Raw genomic sequence first — 22,368 nt, forward strand, 5'->3', positions numbered from 1 at the left:
GAACGCGCGGGTGTGCGCTCAACCGAGGCAGGACGGTCCGAGCAGTCCCTTCAGCTCGCCGTAGAGGTCGGCCGTGACCTGGACGGGCATCGGCACCTCGAACACCTTCGCCGTCGATCCCTTGTGCAGCCGGAGGGTCACCTCGGTGTCGCCCCGGTGGCGGTTGAGCACCTCGGCGAGCTCGCTGACGACCGTCTCGGTCGCCCGATGCTCGGGCAGCATGAGCACGAGCGGGCCCGAGGCATCCACCGCTCCGAGATCCGGCGCGAACGCCGACTGCGCGTGCAGGTTGAGGCCATCATCCCGTCGGGAGACGCGGCCGCGCACCACGAGGATCGAGTCGGCCTGCAGCATCGACTGGAACTCGGTGTAGGTCTTGCCCATGAACATGACGGTCACCTCGCCGTCGAAGTCCTCGACGGTGATCATGCCGTATGGGTTCCCGCTGGACTTCGCGACGCGGTGCTGGACGCTCGTGACGAGTCCCGCGATCGTCACCTGCTCGCCGTCGTCGATCGTCTCCGATGCAAGCAGGTCGTGGATGCTCAGAGACGCATGCTTGGCGAGCGGGATCTCGAGCCCCGCGAGCGGATGATCGGAGACGTACAGTCCGAGCATCTCGCGTTCGAACGCCAGCTTGTCCTTCTTGGTCCACTCCGGACGCGGGGGCACCTTCGGGGGTGCGACCTCTTCGGCGGAGTCGTAGAGGCTGTCGAAATCGAAGCCGATGGCTCCCTGAGCTTCGTTGCGCTTGCGGTCGACGGCCGCCTCGGTGGCATCCTCGTGGATCTCGAGCAGCGCACGGCGGGTGTCGCCCATCGAGTCGAAGGCCCCCGCCTTGATGAGCGACTCGAGGGTGCGCTTGTTGGCGACGTGGATCGGTACCTTGCCGAGGAAGTCGTGGAACGACGAGAACTGCTGTTCCTTGCGCGCCTCGATGATCCCCTCGACGACGTTCGCGCCGACGTTGCGGACGGCGCCCAGGCCGAAGCGGATGTCTTCTCCCACGGCGGCGAAGTAGCGGATCGACTCGCGCACGTCGGGCGGCAGCACCTTGATGCCCATGCGGCGGCATTCGTTGAGGTAGACCGCCATCTTGTCTTTGGAGTCGCCGACGCTCGTGAGGAGGGCGGCCATGTACTCGGCGGGATAGTGCGCCTTGAGGTAAGCGGTCCAGTACGACACGAGACCGTACGCGGCCGAGTGCGCTTTGTTGAACGCATAGTCCGAGAACGGGAGCAGGATGTCCCACAGCGCCTTGATCGCGCCGTCGCCGAACCCGCGCTCCTTCATGCCGTTCGAGAAGCCCTCGTACTGCTTGTCGAGCTCGGACTTCTTCTTCTTGCCCATCGCGCGCCGCAGGATGTCTGCCTGGCCGAGCGAGAAGCCCGCCACCTTCTGGGCGATCGCCATGACCTGCTCCTGATAGATGATCAGGCCGTAGCTGATGTCGAGGATGTCTCGGAGCGGCTCCTCGAGCTCGGGGTGGATCGGCGTGACCTCCTGCTGGCCGTTCTTGCGCAGGGCGTAGTTGATGTGCGAGTTCGCGCCCATGGGACCCGGACGGTAGAGCGCGATGACAGCCGAGACGTCTTCGAAGTTGTCGGGCTTCATGAGACGCAGGAGCGACCGCATCGGGCCGCCGTCGAGCTGGAACACGCCGAGGGTGTCTCCGCGGGTCAGGAGATCGTAGGCCGCCCGGTCGTCGAGCGCGAGGTGCTCGAGGTCGAGCTCCTCCCCCCGGTTCATCCGGATGTTGTCGAGGGCGTCCGAGATGATCGTGAGGTTGCGCAGCCCCAGGAAGTCCATCTTGATGAGGCCGAGCGTCTCGCACGAGGGGTAGTCGAACTGCGTGACGATCTGGCCGTCCTGCTCCCGGCGCATGATCGGGATGATGTCGAGCAGCGGCTCGCTCGACATGATGACGCCCGCCGCATGCACGCCCCACTGGCGCTTGAGCCCTTCGAGTCCGAGTGCTCGGTCGAAGACCGTCTTGGCTTCGGGATCGGTGTCGATGAGGGCGCGGAACTCGCTGGCCTCTTTGAATCGAGGATGCTGCGAGTCGTACATGCCGCTCAGCGGCATGTCCTTGCCCATGACAGCCGGCGGCATGGCCTTGGTCAGCCGCTCCCCCATGCTGAAAGGGAAGCCGAGCACGCGCCCCGCGTCCTTCAGGGCCTGCTTCGACTTGATCGTGCCGTACGTGACGATCTGCGCGACGCGCTCGGAGCCGTACTTCTCGGTGACGTAGTCGATCACCTCGCCGCGGCGGCGGTCGTCGAAGTCGACGTCGAAGTCGGGCATCGAGACGCGGTCGGGGTTGAGGAAGCGCTCGAAGATCAGGCCGTGCTCGAGCGGGTCGAGGTCGGTGATGCGCATCGCGTACGCGACCATCGAGCCGGCGCCCGATCCACGACCCGGTCCGACGCGGATGCCGTTGTTCTTCGCCCAGTTGATGAAGTCGGCGACCACGAGGAAGTAGCCGGGGAAGCCCATCTGGAGGATGATCCCGGTCTCGTACTCGGCCTGCTTGCGCACCTTGTCGGGGATGCCGTCGGGGTAGCGGTAGTGCAGCCCCGCCTCGACCTCCTTCACGAGCCAGCTGTCTTCGGTCTCGCCGTCGGGGACGGGGAAGCGCGGCATGTAGTTCGCGCTCGTGTTGAACTCGATCTCGCACCGCTCCGCGATGAGCAGGGTGTTGTCGCATGCGTCCGGGTGCTCGCGGAAGATCTGCCGCATCTCCTGCGCGGTCTTGATGTAATAGCCGTCGCCGTCGAACTTGAACCTGTTCGGGTCGTCGAGCGTCGAGCCGGACTGCACGCAGAGGAGCGCCGCGTGGGCATCGGCCTCGTGCTGGTGCGTGTAGTGGGAGTCGTTCGTCGCGACGAGCGGGATGTCGAGGTCCTTCGCGAGCCGGATGAGGTCGGTCATCACGCGGCGCTCGATGGAGAGACCGTGATCCATGATCTCGGCGAAGTAGTTCTCCTTGCCGAAGATGTCCTGGAACTCCGCGGCCGCGGCACGCGCCGCGTCGTACTGACCGAGCCGCAGGCGCGTCTGCACCTCGCCCGACGGGCAGCCCGTCGTCGCGATGAGCCCCTTGCCGTAGGTCTCGAGGAGCTCGCGATCCATGCGCGGCTTGAAGTAGTAGCCCTCCATGCTGGAGAGGGAGCTGAGACGGAAGAGGTTGTGCATGCCCTCCGTGCTCTGGCTCCACATCGTCATGTGCGTGTAGGCGCCGGAGCCCGAGACGTCGTCGCTCTTCTGCTCGGGGGTGCCCCACGCGACGCGGGACTTGTCGCTGCGGTGCGTGCCGGGCGTGACGTACGCCTCGAGCCCGACGATCGGCTTGACGCCCGCGGCCTTGGCGGCGTTGTAGAACTCGAACGCAGCGAACGTGTTGCCGTGGTCGGTGACCGCGATCGCCGGCATGCCGTACTCGGCAGCAGCCTGAGTCATGGCGCCGATCTTCGCGGCTCCGTCGAGCATCGAGTACTCGCTGTGCACGTGCAGATGGACGAAGGAATCGGATGCCACGGCTCGAGTCTACGAAGGACCCACCGACACTCCGCCGCTATCGTGGCGACATGCCCACACCCGAGTTCATCCTCACATTGAGGGAGAAGATCGGCCACGACCCGATCCCCCTCGTCGGCGTCACCGCCGTGGTCGTGCACGAGGGTCGGGTGATCCTCGGCCGCCGCAGCGACAACGGCAGCCTGACGCCGGTCACGGGGATCGTCGATCCCGGTGAGGAGCCCGCCGACGCCGCCGTCAGGGAGACCCTGGAGGAGGCCGGCGTGCAGGCTCGGGCGATCCGGCTCGTGCTCGCGCACCAGATCCCCCGTGTGACCTACGGGAACGGCGACCAGGCCGACTACCTCGACCTCACATTCCTCTGCGAGTGGGTGTCGGGTGAGCCGTATCCCGCGGACGGCGAGCTCACCGAGGTCGGCTGGTACGACCTCGACGACCTGCCCGAGCTCGAGCTCCCCGACATGACCGCCCGCATCGCCGCCGCAGTGTCGGGGGCCGCCGAAGCGCAGTTCTACGGCGGCCGCTGACTTCCGTCAGCGCAGGTCGAGCCGCATCAGGACGCGCGGGAACCCGTTGAGCACCGATGTCGTGTCGGAGGCCTTGGTGAAGCCGGCCTTCTCGAAGAGCCGGCGGGTGCCGACATAGGCCATCGTCAGATCGACCTTGGCTCCGGCGTTGTCGACCGGATAGCCCTCGATCGCGGGCGCGCCGTTGTCGCGCGCGAACCGCACAGCACCCGCGACCAGCGCGTGCGAGATGCCCTCGCCGCGATGGCCAGGGCGCACGCGGACGCACCACAGCGACCAGACGTCGAGATCGTCGACGTGCGGGATCCTCCGGTTCGTCGCGAACGCGGTGTCGGCGCGTGGATGGACCGCGGCCCATCCGACAACCTCATCGTCGTCGTACGCCAGCACGCCTGGCGGCCCCTGCCGGAGCAGGGCGGCGACTTTGCGCCCCCTCGCCTGGCGGTGGAGCGCCTGATTCTCTTTCGGCGGCAGCCGATAGCTCAAGCACCAGCACACGTCCGAATCCGGCTTCTTCGGCCCGAGGATCGTCTTGAGGTCGGCGTACTTCGTCGCGGGGAGCACTTCGATGCCCATGCGCCCAGCCTGGCACCGGCATCCGACACCCGTCAGTCGCCGCGCAGCACCGCCAGGGCATGGGCGAGGTCGGCCGGGTAGTCGGAAGTGAACGTCACCCAGTCACCCGTGAGGGGATGCGCGAACGACAGCTCGTGGGCGTGCAACCACTGCCTCGTCAGGCCCAGCCGCGCCGAGAGGGTCGGGTCGGCGCCGTAGAGCGGATCCCCGACGCACGGGTGACGGTGTGCGGCCATGTGCACGCGGATCTGGTGCGTGCGGCCCGTCTCGAGATGGATCTCGAGCAGCGAGGCGCCCGGGAACGCCTCGAGCGTCTCGTAGTGCGTCACGGAGTCCTTGCCCGAGGGCGTGACGGCGAACTTCCAGGAGTGGGTGGGGTGACGGCCGATGGGTGCGTCGATGGTGCCCGCAAGCGGGTCCGGATGCCCCTGCACGACCGCGTGGTAGATCTTGTCGACCTCGCGCTCCTTGAAGGCGCGCTTGAGCGCCGTGTAGGCCCGCTCGCTCTTCGCGACGACCATGAGCCCGCTCGTGCCGACGTCGAGGCGATGCACGACGCCTTGACGCTCGGCGGCGCCCGTCGTCGCGATGCGGTAGCCGCCTGCGGCGAGCGCTCCCAGCACCGTCGGCCCTTCCCAGCCCACCGACGGGTGGGCCGCGACCCCGGCGGGCTTGTCCACGACGACGATGTCGTCGTCGTCGTACACGATGCGGAGATCGGGCACCTCGACCGGGACGACCTCGGGCTCTCGCCGTGCCTCCCATTCGAGGTCGAGCCACGCGCCGCCGCGCAGCTTGTCCGACTTGGAGAGGACCCGGCCGTCCATCCGGACGCCGCCGGCTTCAGCGACCTCCGCGGCGAAGGTGCGCGAGAAGCCGAGCATCTTGGCGAGGGCCGCGTCGACGCGGACGCCGTCGAGGCCGTCGGGCACGGGCAGGCTGCGTGATTCCACGAGCGCTCCCCCTCAGTCCTTGGCGGTGCCGGATGCCTCGGGCTCGGCGCCCGCGGAAGACGGGTGCCGCCCGTCCGTGGGGTCGGCATCGAGCTCCCCGGGATCGGCGTCGGAATCGGCGCCGGCAGCGGCATCCGTCTCATCCGCCGTGTCATCGGCCTTGCCGTGACGCGTGCCGTCGAGGTGCGGACCCACGAGGACGAGCAGGGCGACGCCGATCATCATCGACACGATGAAGATGTCGGCGACGTTGTAGATCGCCGGCATCATCCACGGCGTGTTGATGAAGTCCACGACATGGCCCACGGCGAAGCCGGGCTCGCGGAGCATCCGGTCGGTGAGGTTGCCCAGCACGCCGCCGAGAAGCAGGCCCAGGGCGACCGCCCAGAGGCGTGAGCGCACGCGCGTGGCGGCGAGCCAGACGATGACGACGGCGACGACCGCAAGCGCGATCGTGAAGATCCACGTGACGTTCTCGCCCAGCGAGAACGCGGCCCCCGGATTGCGGACGAGGTAGAAGATCAGGAAGTCGCCGATGACGTGAACCGGCTCCTCAGGGGGCAGGTTCTGGATCGCGAGGTACTTGGTGAACTGGTCGGCGGCCAGCACCAACGCCGCGAGGATCGCGATGATGGTGCCGGCCGCCGCCTGACGAAGGGGGGCTCGGCCTGTCAAATGCTGGCCTACAGGCCGATCGCCGAGACCGGCGTCGGACCGGACGAGTTCGCGGCCGACGAGTCGAGGTCGCGCAGGTGGCCCTCGATGTAGGTGCGCAGCTGCTGACGGTAGTCGCGCTCGAACTGGCGCAGCTCCGTGATGCGGCCTTCGAGCGTCGTGCGCTCGCGCTCGAGGCGCGCGAGCTCTTCGCGACCCTTGGTCTCGGCCTCGGCGACGATCGACGCCGCCTGGGACTGGGCGTCGGCGATGAGCTGATCGCGCTTCGCCTGGCCCTCGGCGACGTGCTCGTCGTGGAGGCGCTGGGCGAGCTCGATGATGCCCGCGCTCGCGGCGGCCCCACCGGAGCCCTCGACGGCCGGGGCGGGGGTCGGAGCGGGCGCCGGCGCCGGCGTCTCGACGGCCGGAGCGGGGGCCGCGGCGGCGGGCGCCTGACCGGACTCGTACGCGGCGAGCTTGGCCTTCAGCTCGTCGTTCTCAGCGATGGTCTTGCGCCACTCGACGACGATCTCATCCAGGAAGTCGTCGACCTCGTCCGGGTCGAAGCCCTCCTTGAACCGGACGTGCTGGAACTGCTTGGTGACGACGTCATCGGGGGTCAATGCCATTGTGATTCCTCTTTCGAGCGCTCAGGTCGCCGGCGTGCGGAGCGGTCCCACCCCGGGGCGGGCGGACCGTCCCGGGCAATCATAGTCGCCGCACTTTGGAGGTGCCACGACGCCGGACGCTGTGCGACACGGTCGGCCCGATACCGTCAGCTCGCGATCGACCTCGTGACGGACAGCAGGATGAAGCACAGCAGCATCGTGATCGCGAACCCGAAATCGATCGCGACCTGGCCGACCCGCAGCGGAGGGATGAAGCGTCGGAAGAGCTTCAGCGGCGGATCGGTGACGGTGTAGACGACCTCGGCGGCGACGAGTCCCGCACCCTTCGGACGCCACTCCCGGTTGAAGAACGGGATCCAGTCCAGGACGAGCCGGATCAGGAGGAAGAGGATGTAGATGAGCAGGAGCGTGTTCAGGACCGCCGCGATGACGCGGATGATGTCCACGGTGCTACGGCGCGAAGGGGACCGACTCGGCGTCGGCCTGCGCGACAGCGCCGTCACCCGAGACGCTGACGCTCTCCGGCGAGAGCAGGAAGACCTTGCTCGTCACGCGCTCGATGCGTCCGTACAGGCCGAGTGAGAGGCCGCTCGCGAAGTCGATCAGCCGCCGCGCGTCGGCGTCCGACATCTGCGACAGATTGATGATGACGGGGATGCCGTCACGGAAGTTCTCGGCGATGACCTGTGCGTCGCGGTACTGCTTCGGGTGGACCGTCAGGATCTCGCTGATCGCGGACGGCGCCGGCTGGCGCACGACGGCGGGACGGTGCAGCGGGGTCACCGGAGCAGCCGCCTTCTCGACAGGCTGGAGGCTCTTGCGGGCCGTGGGCTGGGGCGCAGGCTCTTCGTACACTTCTTCCTCGTCTGCGAGTCCGAGATAGACCATGGTCTTCTTGAGCGGGTTCGACATCGCATCCTCCGTGTTGCTCGCCGTTGGCTCGTCCATTCCGAGGTTAACCGTGTGCGGGCCTCGGGCCCGTGATTGCGGAGCCGATCCGCAGGTGTGTCGCACCGGCGGCGATCGCCTCGGCGAAATCGGCCGTCATACCCGCGGAGATCCAGGTCGCGTCGGGCACGACGGCACGCAGTCGCTCGCTGCACACCGCCAGGCGCTCGAACGCCGGGGTGGGGGGCTCGTCGAGCGGCGCGACCCCCATCACCCCGCGCACGCGCAGAGTCGGGCACCCTGCGGTATGGGTCGCGAGCTCTTCGAGGCCGTCGGGAGCGACGCCCCCGCGGCCCGGATCGTCGGTGAGGTTGACCTGCAGCAGCACGTCGAGTCGCGGCATCCCCTCTCCGGCCGCATCGAGGGCGGTGGCGAGTCGCGCGCGGTCGACCGAGTGGACGACGGATGCCGCTGCCCGGATCGCCCGCGCCTTGTTCGTCTGCGCCTGCCCGATGAAGTGCCACGCGAGGCCCTCGTGCTCGCCGACGGCGCGCTGCTTCTCGGTCAGCTCCTGCTGCCGGTTCTCGCCCACATCGCGCACGCCGAGGGCATAGAGCTCGTCGACGAGTGACGCGGGGTGGAACTTCGTCACGACGATGCGGGTCAACGCGCGCGGATCGCGGCCCGCCGCCATTGCGGCGTCCGCGATCCGGGCGTCGACCTCCGCGAGACGCTCAGCGAGCGACGCATGGTTCACGGCGGTCCCTGAGCGTGTCGAGGTGTTACTTCAGGAAGTCGGGGATGTCGAGGTCGTCGTCGCCGAACGCCGAGTCGTAGCTCGAGTCCGCCGCGACGCTGACCGACACCGGCTCCTTGTCGAAGTCCTTCGCGACCTCGTCGGCAGGCGTCGTCGGGAGCGCCGGTGCGACCGGAGCCACACGGGCGGCCACGATCGGCTCGATGCGGGTCTGCGGCTCGCCGCCGTCGAACCCCGCCGCGATGACCGTGACGCGCACCTCGTCGCCGAGGGTGTCGTCGATGACCGTGCCGAAGATGATGTTGGCCTCGGGGTGCGCGGCCTCCTTCACCAGCTGCGCCGCATCGTTGATCTCGAAGATGCCGAGGTTGGATCCGCCCTGGATCGACAGCAGCACGCCGTGCGCACCCTCGATCGAGGCCTCGAGCAGGGGCGATTCGACCGCAAGCTCGGCGGCCTTGATCGCCCGGTCGGCGCCGCGTGCCGAGCCGATGCCCATGAGGGCCGAGCCCGCGCCCTGCATCACCGACTTGACGTCGGCGAAGTCGAGGTTGATGAGACCCGGCGTCGTGATGAGATCGGTGATGCCCTGCACACCGGCGAGGAGCACCTGGTCGGCCGTCGCGAACGCCTCGATCATCGAGATGCCGCGATCGCTGATCTCGAGCAGCCGGTCGTTCGGCACGACGATGAGGGTGTCGACCTCTTCCTTGAGCTTCGCGACGCCCGTCTCGGCCTGGCTCTGCCGACGGCGACCCTCGAACGAGAAGGGCTTCGTGACGACACCGATGGTCAGGGCTCCGATCGACTTCGCGATCTTCGCGACGACGGGTGCGCCGCCGGTGCCCGTGCCACCGCCTTCCCCAGCGGTGACGAAGACCATGTCGGCACCCCGCAGGGCCTCTTCGATCTCTTCTGCGTGGTCCTCCGCGGCACGACGACCCACTTCGGGGTCTGCGCCCGCGCCGAGCCCCCCGCGTGAGCTCGCGCCCCACGTCGAGCTTGACGTCGGCGTCGCTCATGAGCAGCGCCTGCGCGTCGGTGTTGATCGCGATGAACTCCACGCCCCGCAGACCCAGCTCGATCATGCGGTTGACCGCGTTGACGCCGCCGCCGCCGACGCCGACGACCTTGATCACGGCGAGGTAGTTCTGGTTCTGGCTCATGCCGGCCTCCGTCTTCCCGAACCTGAAACCTTAAACCTCTAGTAGAGGTGTAAAGAATTGCTCGGTATGCAATTCCTCGAGTTCGAAGGTAAGCGGCGGGTCCGGCCACACCCGCCTCCGCGTGGGCGTGTCGCGACATCCCCGTCCGGATCCGTCGCGCGATGCGAAGGCGAGACGCTCTCCGCGCCCGGAGGGGGTGCGAGGGCGGGTCGTCAGCGAACGACGACCGCCCGCGGCGACGACACGTCGTACGCCGTGACCGACTCGGGCGGGCGGGATTGCATGACCTTCTCGAGGACCAGGGCCTTCATCGCCGACTCATCGGCGCTGCCCCAGATCACCTGCGTGTCGGTGCCGCCGAGGGTCAGGGTGACGTCGTCGGGGGTGGATGCCGAGACCGCCGTGACCTGGTCGCGGATCGTCGCGGGCAAGGCGCGCATGACCTCTCCCACGGCGTCGAAGGCGGACGACGTCGTGCCGCCCTGGATCGACAGCAGCGGGCGGCCGGGTGCGGGACTCTCGGTCGTCGAGAGTGCGACGCCTGCCGCGTCGACGAGGGTGAACCCCGCGTCGGTCTCCAGCAGCCCGATGGGCAGGCGCTCGACGATACGGACGACGAGCTCGTGCGGAGGCCGGGCCTCGAGCGAGTACGACTGCACGAGGGGGAACGCGATGAGCGCGGCCTTCACGGCGCTCTCGTCGACGAGCGGGAGCGGGGTTCCGAGCTGGTCGTCGAGGGCGTCCTCGACGGCACCGGCATCGAGCAGCGAGGTGCCCACGACCCGCACCTTCTCGACCGCGAACAGCGGGCTGTAGGCGGCGGCGAGCGTCGTCAGGACGAGAAGCAGGAGGGATGCCGCGACCCCGATCCAGATCATGCGCCGGCGGCGCTGCCGCACGGTGAAGCGACGCACCTCGGCGCGCAGCGCCTTGCGGCGTGCCCGCGCCGCTCGCCACACATCGCGAACTCCGATCGGCGTGGCGCCGCCTTGGCCCGACTCACCGTCGATGGGCGGCTCATCCTCGCCTCCGGCCGTCTCGCCGGGTGCCTGAAGCGGGATGACGGGCGCGAGCAGCGCCTCATCCGGGCGCGAGATCGTCACCCCGGGGGCGGGCTCGAACGTCTCGGCGCGGAGTTCGCGCGACGCGTCGACCGGCACCGCTCCGGGCGCGACCCGCGCTCCTGTCGCAGGCTCGGACGTCTCCCCCGCCGCGCGCTCATCGGCGGGAGGACGCGCGGTCGGCGGGAGCGGTGAGGGCCGGCGCATCCGGTCACTCCCCGGGCGTCCGCGTGAGCGAGTCGAGCACCTGCGGGATGATCTGGTAGACGTTCCCGCAGCCGAGCGTGATGACGAAGTCGCCGTCGCGCGCGACGGAAGCGGTGTACTGCGCAGCCGAGTCCCAGTCCGCGACGAAGTGCACGTGCGACGGGTCGTGGAACGCCCCGCTGACGAGCTCGCCGGTCACGCCAGGGATGGGGTCCTCCCGCGCGCCGTAGACGTCGAGCACGACAGTGTGATCGGCGAGGCCCTCGAGCACCTCGGCGAACTCGCGATACATGTGCTGCGTCCGCGAGTAGGTGTGCGGCTGGTGGAGCGCGATGATCCTTCCATCGCCGACCACCGTGCGCGCGGCGCTTAGGGCGGCGGCGACCTCCGTCGGGTGGTGCGCGTAATCGTCGTAGACGCTGACCCCACGGGCGACGCCGTGCAGCTCGAAGCGGCGCACGGTCCCGGCGAACTCCTCGACCGCGCCGACGGATGCCGCGAGGTCGAAGCCGAGCGTGAGGAGCACCGCGACGACTCCGGCCGCGTTGATCGCGTTGTGCTCTCCGGGGATCTGCAGCCGCGCGTCGACCGACTCGCCCCGGTAGGTGATCGTGAAGGCGACGGGACCGGCGGTGCGGATGTCCGAGATGCGGACGTCCGCGGCATCCGTGGTCCCGAACGTCACGACGTGCGGATGCCTGATCGCGGCGGCCACGCGGCGCGCGCCCGGATCGTCGGCCGAGATGACGACGGCCTCGCGAGCCTCGTCGGCGAACTTCGCGAACCCCTCGTAGAACGCGTCGTCCGATCCCCAGTGGTCCAGATGATCGGGGTCGACGTTCGTGATGAATGCGATCGAGGTGTCGTAGAGGAGGAACGTGCCGTCGGACTCGTCGGCCTCGATCACGAAGAGCTCATCGGTGCCGGTGCCGCTCGAGACGCCCAGGTCGGCGACGATGCCGCCGCTGACGAAGGTGGGCTCGGTGTCGAGGCTCTTGAGCGCCGTCACGATCATGCCCGTCGAGGTCGTCTTGCCGTGAGCGCCCGCGACGGAGACGAGCCGGCGTCCGCCGATGAGCCAGTAGAGCGCCTGCGAACGGTGGATGACGTGCAGCCCGCGCTGCTTGGCGAGCACGAACTCGGGGTTCTCGGGCCAGATCGCGCCGGTGTGGACGACGGTGTCGACGTCGTCGGCGAGGTTCGCGGCATCGTGCCCGACGTGCACGGTCGCCCCTTGGGCCGCCAGCTCGCGCAGCACGGGGCTGTCGGCGCGGTCGGAGCCGGACACGCGGATGCCCCGCTCGAGGAACATACGGGCCAGGCCCGACATCCCGGAGCCGCCGATTCCGATGAAGTGCGCGGCCTCGATGTTCTCGGGAATGGGGAGGCTCAGGTCGGGTCTGATCATGACCCGTCAATCCTAGGTCGGCGTCGACGGCCGGGCGGTCCGGCGGCCCGCGCGCCGCCTTCTCAGCGCCCGAGCGCCTCGTCGATCATCGCGACGACGTTCTCGGTTCCCGATCGTGTGCCGACGGATGCCGCGGCCCGCGCCATCCGTTCGCGTCGAGCCGCATCGGCGAGCAGCGGGACGACCTCGCTCCGCACCCGGTCGGGCGTGAACTCGGCGTCGGGGATGAGGATCGCGGCGCCCGCCCGGACCGCGGACCCGGCGTTGAGCGCCTGCTCGCCGTTGCCGACGGCGTACGGCACGTATGCGGCCGGGATGCCGAGGGCGCTGATCTCGCTCACGGTGGCCGCCCCGGCGCGCGACACGATGAAGTCGGCGAGCGAGAACGCCAGATCCATGCGGTCGACGTAGCGCTGCAACGAATACCCCTCGACTCCGGGATCGGCGAGCTGCGACTTCTCCCCCGTCACGTGGAGCAGCTGCCAGCCCGCGTCGAGCACGTCCTGCCACGCCCCGCCGAAGGCGTCGTTGAGGCGCTGGGCGCCGAGCGATCCCCCGAACACGAGCAGCGTGGGACGCCCCGCATCGAGACCGAAGTGCGCGCCGGCCTCGGCTCGGTGCGCATCGCGGTCGAGCGCGACGATCTCGCGGCGCAGCGGCATCCCCACCACGCGGCCGCGCGTGAGCGGCGTCCCCTCGAACGCGACACCGACTCCGGCCGCCCGCCGTGCGCCGAGGACGTTGGCGAGCCCCGGCCGGGCATTCGCCTCGTGCACCACGAACGGAATCCCCTCACGCCGCGCCGCGACATAGGCAGGCGCCGACGCGTAGCCGCCGAAGCCGACGACGACGTCGACGCGGCGCTCCTTCACCTGCCGGCGCACCTGCGCGATCGCCCGGCGGAACCGGTTCGGGAAGGCCGCCGCATCCCGATTCGGCCGTCGCGGGAACGGGACCTTGTCCACGATGAGGAGCTCGTACCCGCGGAGTGGGACGAGGCGCGCCTCGAGCCCCTCGCGCGTTCCGAGGACGAGCACTTCGGCGTCGGGCTCCCGCTCCCTCAGAGCGTCGGCGACGGCGAGGAGCGGATTGACGTGGCCGGCGGTACCGCCTCCGGCGAGGAGGTAGGTGCGGCCTCCGGTCCGATCGAGCTCTTCGTTCGTTCCACCGTCGGTCGCGCCATCCGTCACCCTGGAATCTTCGCACGAGCCGCGCGGGGGGCTCGTGCTCGGGATGCCTGGCCCCGGCGCTGCGCGGTCGCCACCGGGAGCGTCCGGGCGAACGACAGGAGCACCCCGCAGGCGACGAGCACGGAGAGGAGCGAGGTGCCTCCCTGCGACATGAACGGCAGCGGGACGCCCAGCACGGGGAAGACCCGGAGGACGACGCCGATGTTGATGAGCGCCTGGCCGACGATCCACACCGTGATGGCACCCGCGACGATGCGGACGAACGGGTCGTCGGTCTTGCGCACGATGTGGAACGCGCCGACGGCGAAGAGCGCGAACAGCCCCAGCACGACGATGCACCCGATGAGCCCGAGCTCCTCGCCGACGATGGCGAAGATGTAGTCGTTCGCTGCCGCGGGGAGCCAGTCGTACTTCTCCTTGGAGTTGCCGAGGCCGAGCCCGAAGATGCCGCCGCCCGCGAGGCCCCAGATGCCGTGGAGCGGCTGGTAGCAGGAGTTGAAGTAATCCGCGAGGCAGTTCGCATCGAGGAAGCTCATGATGCGGTGCATGCGGTTGGGGCTCGTCACGGCGAATGCCGCGGCCCCGACGATCCCGAGCAGGAGCGGGAGGATGAAGATGCGGAGCTTGACGCCCGAGAAGAACAGCGCGCCGAGGGCGACGAGGGCGATGACCATGGCGGTGCCCATGTCGTCGCCGGCCATGACCGCGGCGAGCACGAGGAGCGTCACCGGGACGAGCGGGATGAAGACGTGCGTCCACGACCCCAGGAGCGTCCGCTTGCGGAACAGCACGTAGCCGATCCACAGCGCGAGCGCGAGTTTGAGGAACTCTGCGGGCTGGGCCTGCACGCCGCCGATCGAGATCCAGTTGCGGTTTCCGTTGGCTTCCACGCCGAGGGGCGTGAAGACGAGCATCTGGAAGAGCAGCGCGAAGATGAGGGCCGGCCACGCCGCGCGCTTCCAGAACTGGATGGGAAGGCGGCTCGCGATGAGCATGAGCGGGATGCCGATGAGGGCGAAGACCGCCTGCTTGAGCACCGCCTCGTAGGGCGCCTCGCCCCGGGCGGTGGCCGTCGCCGAGGTCGCCGACAGGATCATGACGAGCCCGAAGCCCGTGAGCATGAGCGCCGTCGACGTGATGAGCAGGAACTCGCTCGGCACGGGGGCGAAGACCTTGCCGAGATGCACGCGGGCGGCGAGCCCCCGTCTGCTCTTGACGGCTTCCGTGTCCGGCCGCGAAGCGGTTCCGGCCGACGATGTGGCGGCGGTGGCGTCAGGCCTCTTCGCCGCCGGTCGGGTCGGTGTCGTCGTCGTGCTCGCCATCGGCCCCCCTCGCGATCCGGTCGTTCACGGCCGCAGCGAATCGGCGACCCCGGTCGGCATAGGACGAGAACTGGTCGAAGGATGCCGCGGCGGGGGCGAGCAGCACGACGTCCCCGTCACGTGCGATCCCGGCCGCCAGTTCGACGACCCTCGCCATGACGTCTTCAGTCTCATCGGCGTCCACCTCGAACACGGGCACCTCGGGCGCGTGTCGCGAGAACGCCGCGATCACGTGCTCGCGGTCGACGCCGATGACGATCGCCGCCCGCGAGCGGGCGCCGCGATCGGCGACGAGGTCGGAGATGTCGACGCCCTTGAGAAGGCCCCCGACGACCCACACCGCGCCCGGGAAGGCGGCGAGCGAGGATGCCGCGGCGTGCGGGTTCGTCGCCTTGGAGTCGTCGACCCACGTGACACCCTCCGCCACGGCGACGACCTCGATGCGGTGGGGATCCAGGCGGAAGGTGCGCAGCGCGTCGCGGATCGCCGCGGGCTCCACGTCGAGCGAGCGCGCGAGCGCGCTCGCAGCGAGGATGTTGGCCACGACGTGCGGGGCCGCGAGTCCGTGCTCCCGCAGCTCGGCGACCGTCGTCAGTTCGAGCGCGCTGGTGCGGCGCTCCTCGTGGAAGGCCCGGTCGACGAGGATCCCCTCGACGACGCCGAAGTCGCTGGGCCCGGGCACCCCGAGATCGAATCCGATCGCCCGGGCGCCCTCGACGACATCGGCATCCTCGACCATCGCCTTGGTCGCGGCATCCGCCTTGTTGTAGACGCACGCGACGCGCGTGTTGTCGTAGACATGGGCCTTCGCATCGCGGTACGCCTCGAACGAGCCGTGCCACTCGAGGTGGTCGTCGGCGAGGTTGAGGCACACGGCGGCGTGCGGCGACACGGGGTCGGGACCCGACTGCAGGCCGAGGTACCAGAGCTGGTGACTCGACAGCTCGACGACGAGTGCGTCGAAGCCCTCCGGATCGCGCACGGCGTCGAGGACCGGCGTGCCGATGTTGCCGACGGGTGCGGCGCGAAGACCGCCGGCCACGAGCATCGTCGCCGTGAGGCGTGTCGTCGTCGTCTTCCCGTTGGTCCCGGTGATGAGGATCCAGTCGGCGGGGCGCCCGTCGGGGCGCACGACCTTGTCGCGCACGCGCCACGCGAGCTCGACGTCTCCCCATAGCCCGATGCCCGACTCGCGGGCCCACGAGACCACGGGATGCTGCGGGGCGAAGCCGGGCGAGGCGATGACGACGTCGGGGGCGAACTCCGAGAGCTCGGGGGGCACGGTGTCGAGGGGGCCCGTCCACAGGCGCGCTCCGATGACGGGGAGGAGGCGCTCGTACTCCTCGTCGGCCTTCTCGGTCACGACGAGCACTTCTGCGCCGAGCTCCGCGAGCGTGTCGGCGACCGAGAAGCCGGTGACCGACAGGCCGAGGACGGCAGCGCGGAGGCCCTTCCAGTCGGCGTTCCAGCTGATCAGGGAGTCGAGACGCTCGGAGCTCATGTGCGGGCGAGCCATTCGACGTAGAACGCCCCGATGCCGGTGATCGCGAGCATCCCGGCGATGATCCACATCCGGATGACGATCGTGGTCTCCGGCCAGCCGCGCATCTCGAGGTGATGGTGGAAGGGGCTCATGAGGAACAGGCGTTTGCCGCGCGTGAGCTTGAAGTAGTACCGCTGCAGGATCACCGAGCCGGGGCCGATGATGAAGACGCCGGCGACGATGACCGCGAGGATCTCGGTGCGCGACAGGATCGACATCGCCGCGATGACGCCGCCGATCGCCATCGAGCCCACGTCGCCCATGAAGATCTGCGCCCTCGGCGCGTTCCACCACAGGAACCCGACGAGCGCTCCGACGAACGCGGCCGCGACGATCGTTAGATCGAGCGGATCGCGCGTGCCGTAACACGCGGTCTGATAGCTCGGCACGAGATCGACCGCGACGCAGCGCTGCTTGAACTGCCAGAACGTGATGAGGCTCATGGCGGCGATCGTGAAGATGCCCGAGCCGGCCGCGAGCCCGTCGAGGCCGTCCGTCACGTTCGTGCTGTTCGACCACGCGACCCCGATGAAGGTGATCCAGATGATGTAGAGGATCCAGCCGACGACGAGCCCGAGCGCCATGAACGACAGAACGGGGATGTCGCGGAAGAACGAGACGTAGGGCGAGGCCGGCGTCTGGCCGGCCGGGTTCGCGAAGCTCAGCGAGACGATCGCCCACGGCACGATGACGATGACCTGGCCGAGGATCTTGCGCCACCCGGTCAGGCCGAGGCTCCGCTGCCGGTGCAGCTTCATGTAGTCGTCGATGAAACCGACGACGCCGAAGCCCACCATCATCCAGAGGACGAGGATGCCCGAGAGCGTCGGCGGGAAGTTCCCCGCGTACGTGCCGATGAAGTAGCCGAGCAGCGTGCCAGCGATGAAGATGACGCCGCCCATCGTGGGCGTTCCGCGCTTCGCCTCGTGCGGCGGGATGTTGCCGTCCTCGGGCGTGCGGATGATCTGGCCCCAGCCCCACCGGCGGAAGAGCCGGATGAAGACGGGCGTCAGGAAGAGAGTGAAGGCCAGCGAGATCGCCGTCGCGGTCAGAAGGGATCTCACGAGAACGATTCTCCCAGACGATCGCCGAGGAACCTCAGGCCCGCGGAGTTGGACGACTTCACCAGCACGCGGTCACCGTCGCGCAGCTCGGTCATCAGGTAGTCGTACGCCTCGTCCGCCGTCGCGAAGAAGACCGCCTCGTCGTCCCACGATCCTTCGCCGACGGCGGCGAGGAAGAGGCGGCGAGCCTCGCGGCCCACGACGACGATGCGCTTGACGCCGAGGCGGACGGCCTGCAGACCGACGCGGTCGTGCTCCTCGCCCGCGTACTCGCCCAGCTCGCTCATCGCGCCGAGGACGGCGACCATGCGCTCGTCCGGACCGGTGATCTGCGCGAGCGTGCGCAGCGCGGCCGACATCGAGTCGGGGCTCGCGTTGTAGGCGTCGTTGATGATGCGCACGCGCTCGGAGCCGAGCGGCTGCATGCGCCAGCGCTCCGCGAGCTCGAGCGTCTCGAGACGCGCGACGGCGTCCTCGAAAGTCACGCCCAGCGCGGTCGCCGCCGCGATCGCGGCGAGGGCGTTCATGACGTGATGCTCGCCGAGCACGCGGAGGTGCAAGCGAGCGCTCACTCCGTCCGCTGTGACGATGGAGCGGGTTCCGGATGCCGTCACTTCGACGTCGTCGGCACGCACGTCGACGGCCGCGCCGTTCACGCCGGCGCCTCGCCCGAACCAGCGGACCGAGGCATCCCTCTCCCCCGCGATCGCCGCCATCGTCGCGACGCGCGCATCGTCGGCGTTGAGGACGGCGAGGCCGCCCTCGCGCACGGCGCGGATGAGCTGCGACTTCTCGTGGAGGGTCGACTCGATGCCCCCGAAGCCTCCCGCGTGGGCCATCCCGACCATGAGGACGACGCCGATGTCGGGGTTCACGAGGCCCGCGAGGCGGGCGATCTCGCCCGGTCCGCTCGCGCCGAACTCGCTCACGAGGAAGCGCGTCGAGCGGGTCACCCGCAGCATGGTGAGGGGCGCGCCGACCTCGTTGTTGAACGAGGCGCGCGGTGCGACGGTCTCGCCCTCGTCCTCCAGGATCCGGGCGAGCATGTTCTTCGTCGTCGTCTTGCCGTTGGACCCCGTGATGCCGACGATCCGCAGGTCGCCGTCCGCGCGAACGCGCGCGACCACCTCGCGGGCGAGGTCGGCGAGAGCCGTGACGACATCGCGCACGACGATCTGGGTGACGGATGCCTCGACCCGACGCTCCACGATCGCGACGACGGCGCCCTTGTCGACGGCGGCCGGGACGAAGAGGTGCCCGTCGGTCACCTCGCCGGGCTTGGCGACGAAGATGCCGCCGGGCTCCATGAGCCGCGAATCGGTGTCGACGACACCGGAGACGATCGTGTCGGGGGTGTGGTCGGCGGAGAGGTGGAGTTCGCCGGATACGGCGTGCGAAAGCTGCGTGAGAGTCAGGTCGATCATGGTGTGGGTGCTGGTCGGACCGCCGTCACCCGAATTTGGGCAACAGGGTCGGCGCCTGGGTGGACGGCATGACGCGGTACGTCTTGAGCACCTGGGTCATCGCCTTCTGCCATGCGGACGCGTTGGCACCCGACGACTTTATCCGAGTCGGCTCGTCGAGCGTCACCGCGACGATGTACTGCGGGTCCTCAGCGGGTGCGAAGCCGATCATCGTGGTGAAGTAGACGCCGCTCTTGTAGTGGCCGTTGCCGTCGGTCTTCTCGCCGGTGCCCGTCTTGTCGGCGACGTTGTACCCGGCGATCGCGACCTGGTCCGACAGCGTGCTCTGGATCGCGACGTTCTCCATCATCTGCTGCACCTGGACGGCGGTCGACTCGCTCACGACCCGCGTGGTCTTGGAGGTGTCGGGCTTGACGACGCTGCCGTCCGCCTTCGTGCACGACTCGACGAGCGAGAGCGGGATCTTGACGCCGTCGTTGGCGAGCGCCTGGTAAGCGCCCATGAGCTCGGGGATCGTCGTGGAGACGCCCTGGCCGAAGGCGATGTTGTAGAAGCTCTGGTTGTCCCACTTGTCGGGCGTGCGCAGGTCGCCGGTCGGCTGTCCGTTGAAGGGGATGTCGCTCCCCTCGCCGATGCCGAACTTCTTGAGGTAGTCGTAGCGGATCTGCGGGCTCACGCGCTCGGCGAACTTCGAGATCCCGACGTTCGAAGAGTCGATGAGCACGCCCGCGAGAGTGTAGGTGTACTGCGGGTGGTTGAACGAGTCGCCCACGCGGGCGCCGTTGGGGAAGGTCTCCTTGCCCGCGGCCGTGACCGTGGACGCCGGCGTCTGTCCGCCCGCCTCGATGAGGGTCGCCGCCGTGAGGGGCTTGAACGTCGAGCCCGGCTCGAACGAGTTGATGAAGATCCGGCTCCCGCGGTCGTTCGGGTCGGACGCGTCCACGTCGTTCGGGTCGAGCGTCGGATAGTCGGCGGCGCCGCGGATCTTTCCGGTCTTCGCCTCGACGACGGTGATCGTGCCCGAGAGGGCCCCCATGTCCTGCACCTGCTCGGCGATCAGCTGCTGCAGGTACCACTGCAGGTCGCGGTTGATCGTCAGCTGCAGCGTGCCGCCGTCCACGGCCGGCGTCCGCACCTCGGTGCCGGGGATGATGACGCCGTCCTTGCCCTTCTCATACGTCGCCGAGCCGTTGGTCGCCGAGAGGCAGTCGTTCTCGGTCTGCTCCAGACCGCCGAGCGCCTCGCCGTCGATGCCGGTGTAGCCCACCAGGTTCCCGGCCACTGCGCCGTCGGGGTACATGCGCGACGGGTGCTGGTCGAAATAGAGGTACGGGATCTTCAGCGCCGCGAGCGATCGGTACTGCTCGGTCGTGAGACCGCGCTGAAGCTGCGCGTACTGGGAGTCGGGGTCGGCGGCCTTCGCGTCGGCGACGACCTTCTGCACCTCTTCGGCCGTCTGACCCGTGATGGCGCCGATCTCGGCAGCGACCGCGGGCCAGGGCACCTCCTCGGTCTTGCCGTCCACAGCCTTGCGCTCGACGGGTCCCACGGTCGAGGGGTCGAGCTGCGCGTCGTAGAGCAGGATGCTTCCGGCCAGCGTCTGACCCGACTCGTCGACGATCGAGCCCCGCGTGCCGTAGAGCGGGCGGGAGCCGCCGAGCGCGATCGACTTGGAGTCGGCGATGTGCTCCCGGGCACTCACCACCTGGATGTCGACGAGGCGGACGATGAATCCGGCGAGGACGGCGAGGACGACGGCCAGGGCGACCACGGTTCGACGGCGCGGGCTGCGGGTGCTTCTCGTGGTCATGGTCTCAGTGTGTGCTCGGGGTGGGAAGTCCGTCGGTCAGGGGTGGCGGAGTGTTGGATACCGGCGTCGTGCCGTCGGTGCCCGTCATTCCGTCAGCGAGGGTGGTGGGGTCTGGGAGCGGCGCTCCCTGGATGGTCGCGTCGGGGTCGGTGACCAGAGGGGTGTCGGTGATGAGCGCGTTGCCGACGGCGGCCCGGTTGAGCGCGTCGACGGACGATGCGCCGAGCGCGACCTGGTTGGAACCGAGGATCGCGCCGTCGCTGAGCCGCAGATAGCTCGGAGACTCGTTGATCACCATCCCCAGGGCGGAGGCGTTGGCCGCCAGATACTGCGGCGAGCTCAGCCCTGCGACGTCGTCGTACAGCATCTGCTTCTGCCAGCTGAGCTCGCGCTGCTGGCTGGTGAGGGTCGCGAGCTGGTACGACCCCTGGGTCGTGAGGATGGACAGCGCCATCTGCGCCGCGCCGATGGCGACGGCGCCCGCCACGGCGACGATCGCGTACAGGACGCGAGGGCGCCGCCGGCGCGCCGGCGCCTCGACGGCCCGCAGCCTGCGGCCGGGCGACTCGCGGCGCGCGGGCGCGACCGATGCCTGATTGGTCTGCGCTGCCAGGCTCATGCGGCCGCCTCTCGGATCCGTTCCGCCGCGCGCAGGCGCACGGGCGTTGCCCGCGGGTTGCGGGCGATCTCTTCAGGCGAGGCGAGTTCGGCGCCCTTGACGAGCAGCCGGAAGCGTGGGGCGTGTTCGGGGAGCTCGACGGGAAGGCCCGCGGGCGCAGTGGATGCCGCGGCATCCGCCAGCACCCGCTTCACGAGCCGGTCCTCGAGCGACTGATACGACATCACGACGATGCGGCCGCCCACCGGCAGGAGGTCGAGAGCTGCCGGGATCGCGGCTTCGAGCGCGGAGAGCTCGCTGTTGACCTCGATGCGCAGCGCCTGGAAGACGCGCTTGGCCGGGTGTCCGGTCCGCTGCGCCGCGTAGGGGGTCGCCGCGACGAGCACATCGACGAGCTGGCCGGACCGCTCGATCGGCGCCCGGCCGCGCGCGTCGATGATGGCGCGGGCGTAGCGTCCCGACAGCTTCTCCTCGCCGTAGCGCTCGAAGATGCGACGAAGCTGCCCCTCGCTGTAGTTCGCGACCACGTCGGCGGCGGTCATGCCGGCCGACTGGTCCATGCGCATGTCGAGCGGTGCGTCCTTCGAGTACGCGAAGCCGCGCTCCGCCTCGTCGAGCTGCAGCGACGAGACCCCGAGATCGAAGAGGATCCCATCCACCGAGTCGAGGCCGGTGGAGGAGACCGCCTCGGCGATCCCGTCGTAGACGGTGTGGACGAGCGACACTCGGTCGCCGAACGGTGCCAGGCGCTCCCCCGCGATCCGCAGCGCATCCCGGTCCCGGTCGAGGCCGATGAGCCGGATGGCCGGGAAGCGCTCGAGGAAGGCCTCGGAGTGGCCGCCCATGCCGAGCGTCGCGTCGACGAGGACCCGCGGCGCGGAGCCCTCGCGATCCAGGGCGGGAGCGAGCAGCTCGACGCAGCGCTCGAGGAGGACGGGAGTGTGGATGTCGCGCAGGTTCATGGCGTGCGGGCCCTGTCTGCCGCTGCCCCTCGATCCTGATCCCCATCCGCTCTGACCTGACACCGGGGAAG

Annotated in this window: 19 protein-coding genes and 1 pseudogene; 1 reads left to right on the forward strand and 19 read right to left on the reverse strand. The window is 69.4% G+C overall.

The features are described 5' to 3' along the window. Window positions 1-18 precede the first annotated feature (18 nt). The gene (dnaE, locus tag G5T42_RS16565) at window positions 19-3,537 is read right to left on the reverse strand and encodes a DNA polymerase III subunit alpha (protein ID WP_165129853.1); all 3,519 of its coding nucleotides are present in this window, start codon (window positions 3,535-3,537) and stop codon (window positions 19-21) included. 50 nt (window positions 3,538-3,587) lie between these two features. Here dnaE and G5T42_RS16570 point away from each other — a divergent pair, with 50 nt between their 5' ends. Continuing rightward, window positions 3,588-4,064, forward strand: a complete 477-nt coding sequence (locus G5T42_RS16570) for an NUDIX domain-containing protein (protein ID WP_165129854.1) — start codon at window positions 3,588-3,590, stop codon at window positions 4,062-4,064. 6 nt (window positions 4,065-4,070) lie between these two features. Here G5T42_RS16570 and G5T42_RS16575 read toward each other — a convergent pair whose 3' ends face one another. From G5T42_RS16575 to rsmH, 18 genes and pseudogenes are all read right to left on the reverse strand, one after another. Further along, a complete protein-coding gene (locus G5T42_RS16575; RefSeq protein WP_165129855.1) occupies window positions 4,071-4,640 on the reverse strand; it encodes a GNAT family N-acetyltransferase in 570 nt (189 codons plus the stop codon). A 32-nt stretch (window positions 4,641-4,672) separates the two neighbouring features. Further along, the gene (locus G5T42_RS16580) at window positions 4,673-5,593 is read right to left on the reverse strand and encodes an RluA family pseudouridine synthase (protein WP_165129856.1); all 921 of its coding nucleotides are present in this window, start codon (window positions 5,591-5,593) and stop codon (window positions 4,673-4,675) included. A 12-nt stretch (window positions 5,594-5,605) separates the two neighbouring features. Then, window positions 5,606-6,268 carry a signal peptidase II gene (gene lspA / locus G5T42_RS16585; RefSeq protein WP_165129857.1) on the reverse strand — a complete coding sequence of 221 codons (663 nt, stop codon included), beginning with the start codon at window positions 6,266-6,268 and terminating at the stop codon, window positions 5,606-5,608. An 8-nt stretch (window positions 6,269-6,276) separates the two neighbouring features. Then, a complete protein-coding gene (locus tag G5T42_RS16590; RefSeq protein ID WP_165129858.1) occupies window positions 6,277-6,876 on the reverse strand; it encodes a DivIVA domain-containing protein in 600 nt (199 codons plus the stop codon). 146 nt (window positions 6,877-7,022) lie between these two features. Further along, a complete protein-coding gene (locus tag G5T42_RS16595) occupies window positions 7,023-7,322 on the reverse strand; it encodes a YggT family protein (protein ID WP_165129859.1) in 300 nt (99 codons plus the stop codon). A 4-nt stretch (window positions 7,323-7,326) separates the two neighbouring features. After that, entirely contained in the window at window positions 7,327-7,788 is a 462-nt protein-coding gene (gene sepF / locus G5T42_RS16600; protein ID WP_165130297.1) for a cell division protein SepF, read from the reverse strand. 43 nt (window positions 7,789-7,831) lie between these two features. Next, window positions 7,832-8,521 carry a YggS family pyridoxal phosphate-dependent enzyme gene (locus G5T42_RS16605; RefSeq protein ID WP_277601755.1) on the reverse strand — a complete coding sequence of 230 codons (690 nt, stop codon included), beginning with the start codon at window positions 8,519-8,521 and terminating at the stop codon, window positions 7,832-7,834. Window positions 8,522-8,546: 25 nt separating this feature from the next. Beyond that, window positions 8,547-9,687, reverse strand: a pseudogene (gene ftsZ, locus G5T42_RS16610) (cell division protein FtsZ). Window positions 9,688-9,899: 212 nt separating this feature from the next. Next, window positions 9,900-10,955: an FtsQ-type POTRA domain-containing protein gene (locus G5T42_RS16615; RefSeq protein ID WP_165129860.1), complete on the reverse strand. Its 1,056-nt coding sequence runs from the start codon at window positions 10,953-10,955 to the stop codon at window positions 9,900-9,902. A gap of 4 nt (window positions 10,956-10,959) precedes the next feature. After that, a complete protein-coding gene (murC, locus tag G5T42_RS16620) occupies window positions 10,960-12,363 on the reverse strand; it encodes a UDP-N-acetylmuramate--L-alanine ligase (RefSeq protein ID WP_165129861.1) in 1,404 nt (467 codons plus the stop codon). 62 nt (window positions 12,364-12,425) lie between these two features. After that, the gene (locus tag G5T42_RS16625) at window positions 12,426-13,553 is read right to left on the reverse strand and encodes a UDP-N-acetylglucosamine--N-acetylmuramyl-(pentapeptide) pyrophosphoryl-undecaprenol N-acetylglucosamine transferase (RefSeq protein ID WP_165129862.1); all 1,128 of its coding nucleotides are present in this window, start codon (window positions 13,551-13,553) and stop codon (window positions 12,426-12,428) included. Further along, window positions 13,550-14,875 (reverse strand): putative lipid II flippase FtsW, encoded by a 1,326-nt coding sequence (gene ftsW, locus G5T42_RS16630; protein ID WP_165129863.1) that lies wholly within the window; start codon window positions 14,873-14,875, stop codon window positions 13,550-13,552. Before ftsW ends, G5T42_RS16625 begins: the two co-directional genes overlap by 4 nt. Beyond that, window positions 14,826-16,376 carry a UDP-N-acetylmuramoyl-L-alanine--D-glutamate ligase gene (murD, locus tag G5T42_RS16635; protein ID WP_165129864.1) on the reverse strand — a complete coding sequence of 517 codons (1,551 nt, stop codon included), beginning with the start codon at window positions 16,374-16,376 and terminating at the stop codon, window positions 14,826-14,828. Before murD ends, ftsW begins: the two co-directional genes overlap by 50 nt. Then, entirely contained in the window at window positions 16,373-17,482 is a 1,110-nt protein-coding gene (gene mraY, locus G5T42_RS16640; protein ID WP_165129865.1) for a phospho-N-acetylmuramoyl-pentapeptide-transferase, read from the reverse strand. Before mraY ends, murD begins: the two co-directional genes overlap by 4 nt. Further along, on the reverse strand, window positions 17,479-18,906 hold the full coding sequence (murF, locus tag G5T42_RS16645; protein ID WP_165129866.1) for a UDP-N-acetylmuramoyl-tripeptide--D-alanyl-D-alanine ligase: 1,428 nt from the start codon (window positions 18,904-18,906) through the stop codon (window positions 17,479-17,481). Before murF ends, mraY begins: the two co-directional genes overlap by 4 nt. Window positions 18,907-18,931: 25 nt before the next feature. Beyond that, the gene (locus G5T42_RS16650; RefSeq protein WP_165129867.1) at window positions 18,932-20,716 is read right to left on the reverse strand and encodes a penicillin-binding protein 2; all 1,785 of its coding nucleotides are present in this window, start codon (window positions 20,714-20,716) and stop codon (window positions 18,932-18,934) included. Window positions 20,717-20,720: 4 nt separating this feature from the next. Further along, on the reverse strand, window positions 20,721-21,335 hold the full coding sequence (locus G5T42_RS16655) for a hypothetical protein (RefSeq protein WP_165129868.1): 615 nt from the start codon (window positions 21,333-21,335) through the stop codon (window positions 20,721-20,723). Further along, entirely contained in the window at window positions 21,332-22,297 is a 966-nt protein-coding gene (rsmH, locus tag G5T42_RS16660; RefSeq protein WP_165129869.1) for a 16S rRNA (cytosine(1402)-N(4))-methyltransferase RsmH, read from the reverse strand. The genes G5T42_RS16655 and rsmH overlap by 4 nt, the downstream gene beginning before the upstream one ends. Between the last annotated feature and the right edge of the window lie 71 nt (window positions 22,298-22,368).

This window comes from Microbacterium sp. 4R-513, assembly GCF_011046485.1.
Classification (GTDB): Bacteria; Actinomycetota; Actinomycetes; order Actinomycetales; family Microbacteriaceae; genus Microbacterium.

Excerpts from the sequence above, each read along its gene's own strand:
- G5T42_RS16570 (WP_165129854.1), top strand. The coding sequence starts at position 3,588 with ATGCCCACACCCGAGTTCATCCTCACATTGAGGGAGAAGATCGGCCAC.
- G5T42_RS16575 (WP_165129855.1), bottom strand. The coding sequence starts at position 4,640 with ATGGGCATCGAAGTGCTCCCCGCGACGAAGTACGCCGACCTCAAGACG.
- G5T42_RS16590 (WP_165129858.1), bottom strand. The coding sequence starts at position 6,876 with ATGGCATTGACCCCCGATGACGTCGTCACCAAGCAGTTCCAGCACGTC.
- sepF (WP_165130297.1), bottom strand. The coding sequence starts at position 7,788 with ATGTCGAACCCGCTCAAGAAGACCATGGTCTATCTCGGACTCGCAGAC.
- G5T42_RS16615 (WP_165129860.1), bottom strand. The coding sequence starts at position 10,955 with ATGCGCCGGCCCTCACCGCTCCCGCCGACCGCGCGTCCTCCCGCCGAT.
- murC (WP_165129861.1), bottom strand. The coding sequence starts at position 12,363 with ATGATCAGACCCGACCTGAGCCTCCCCATTCCCGAGAACATCGAGGCC.
- ftsW (WP_165129863.1), bottom strand. The coding sequence starts at position 14,875 with ATGGCGAGCACGACGACGACACCGACCCGACCGGCGGCGAAGAGGCCT.
- murD (WP_165129864.1), bottom strand. The coding sequence starts at position 16,376 with ATGAGCTCCGAGCGTCTCGACTCCCTGATCAGCTGGAACGCCGACTGG.
- murF (WP_165129866.1), bottom strand. The coding sequence starts at position 18,906 with ATGATCGACCTGACTCTCACGCAGCTTTCGCACGCCGTATCCGGCGAA.
- G5T42_RS16650 (WP_165129867.1), bottom strand. The coding sequence starts at position 20,716 with ATGACCACGAGAAGCACCCGCAGCCCGCGCCGTCGAACCGTGGTCGCC.
- G5T42_RS16655 (WP_165129868.1), bottom strand. The coding sequence starts at position 21,335 with ATGAGCCTGGCAGCGCAGACCAATCAGGCATCGGTCGCGCCCGCGCGC.
- rsmH (WP_165129869.1), bottom strand. The coding sequence starts at position 22,297 with ATGAACCTGCGCGACATCCACACTCCCGTCCTCCTCGAGCGCTGCGTC.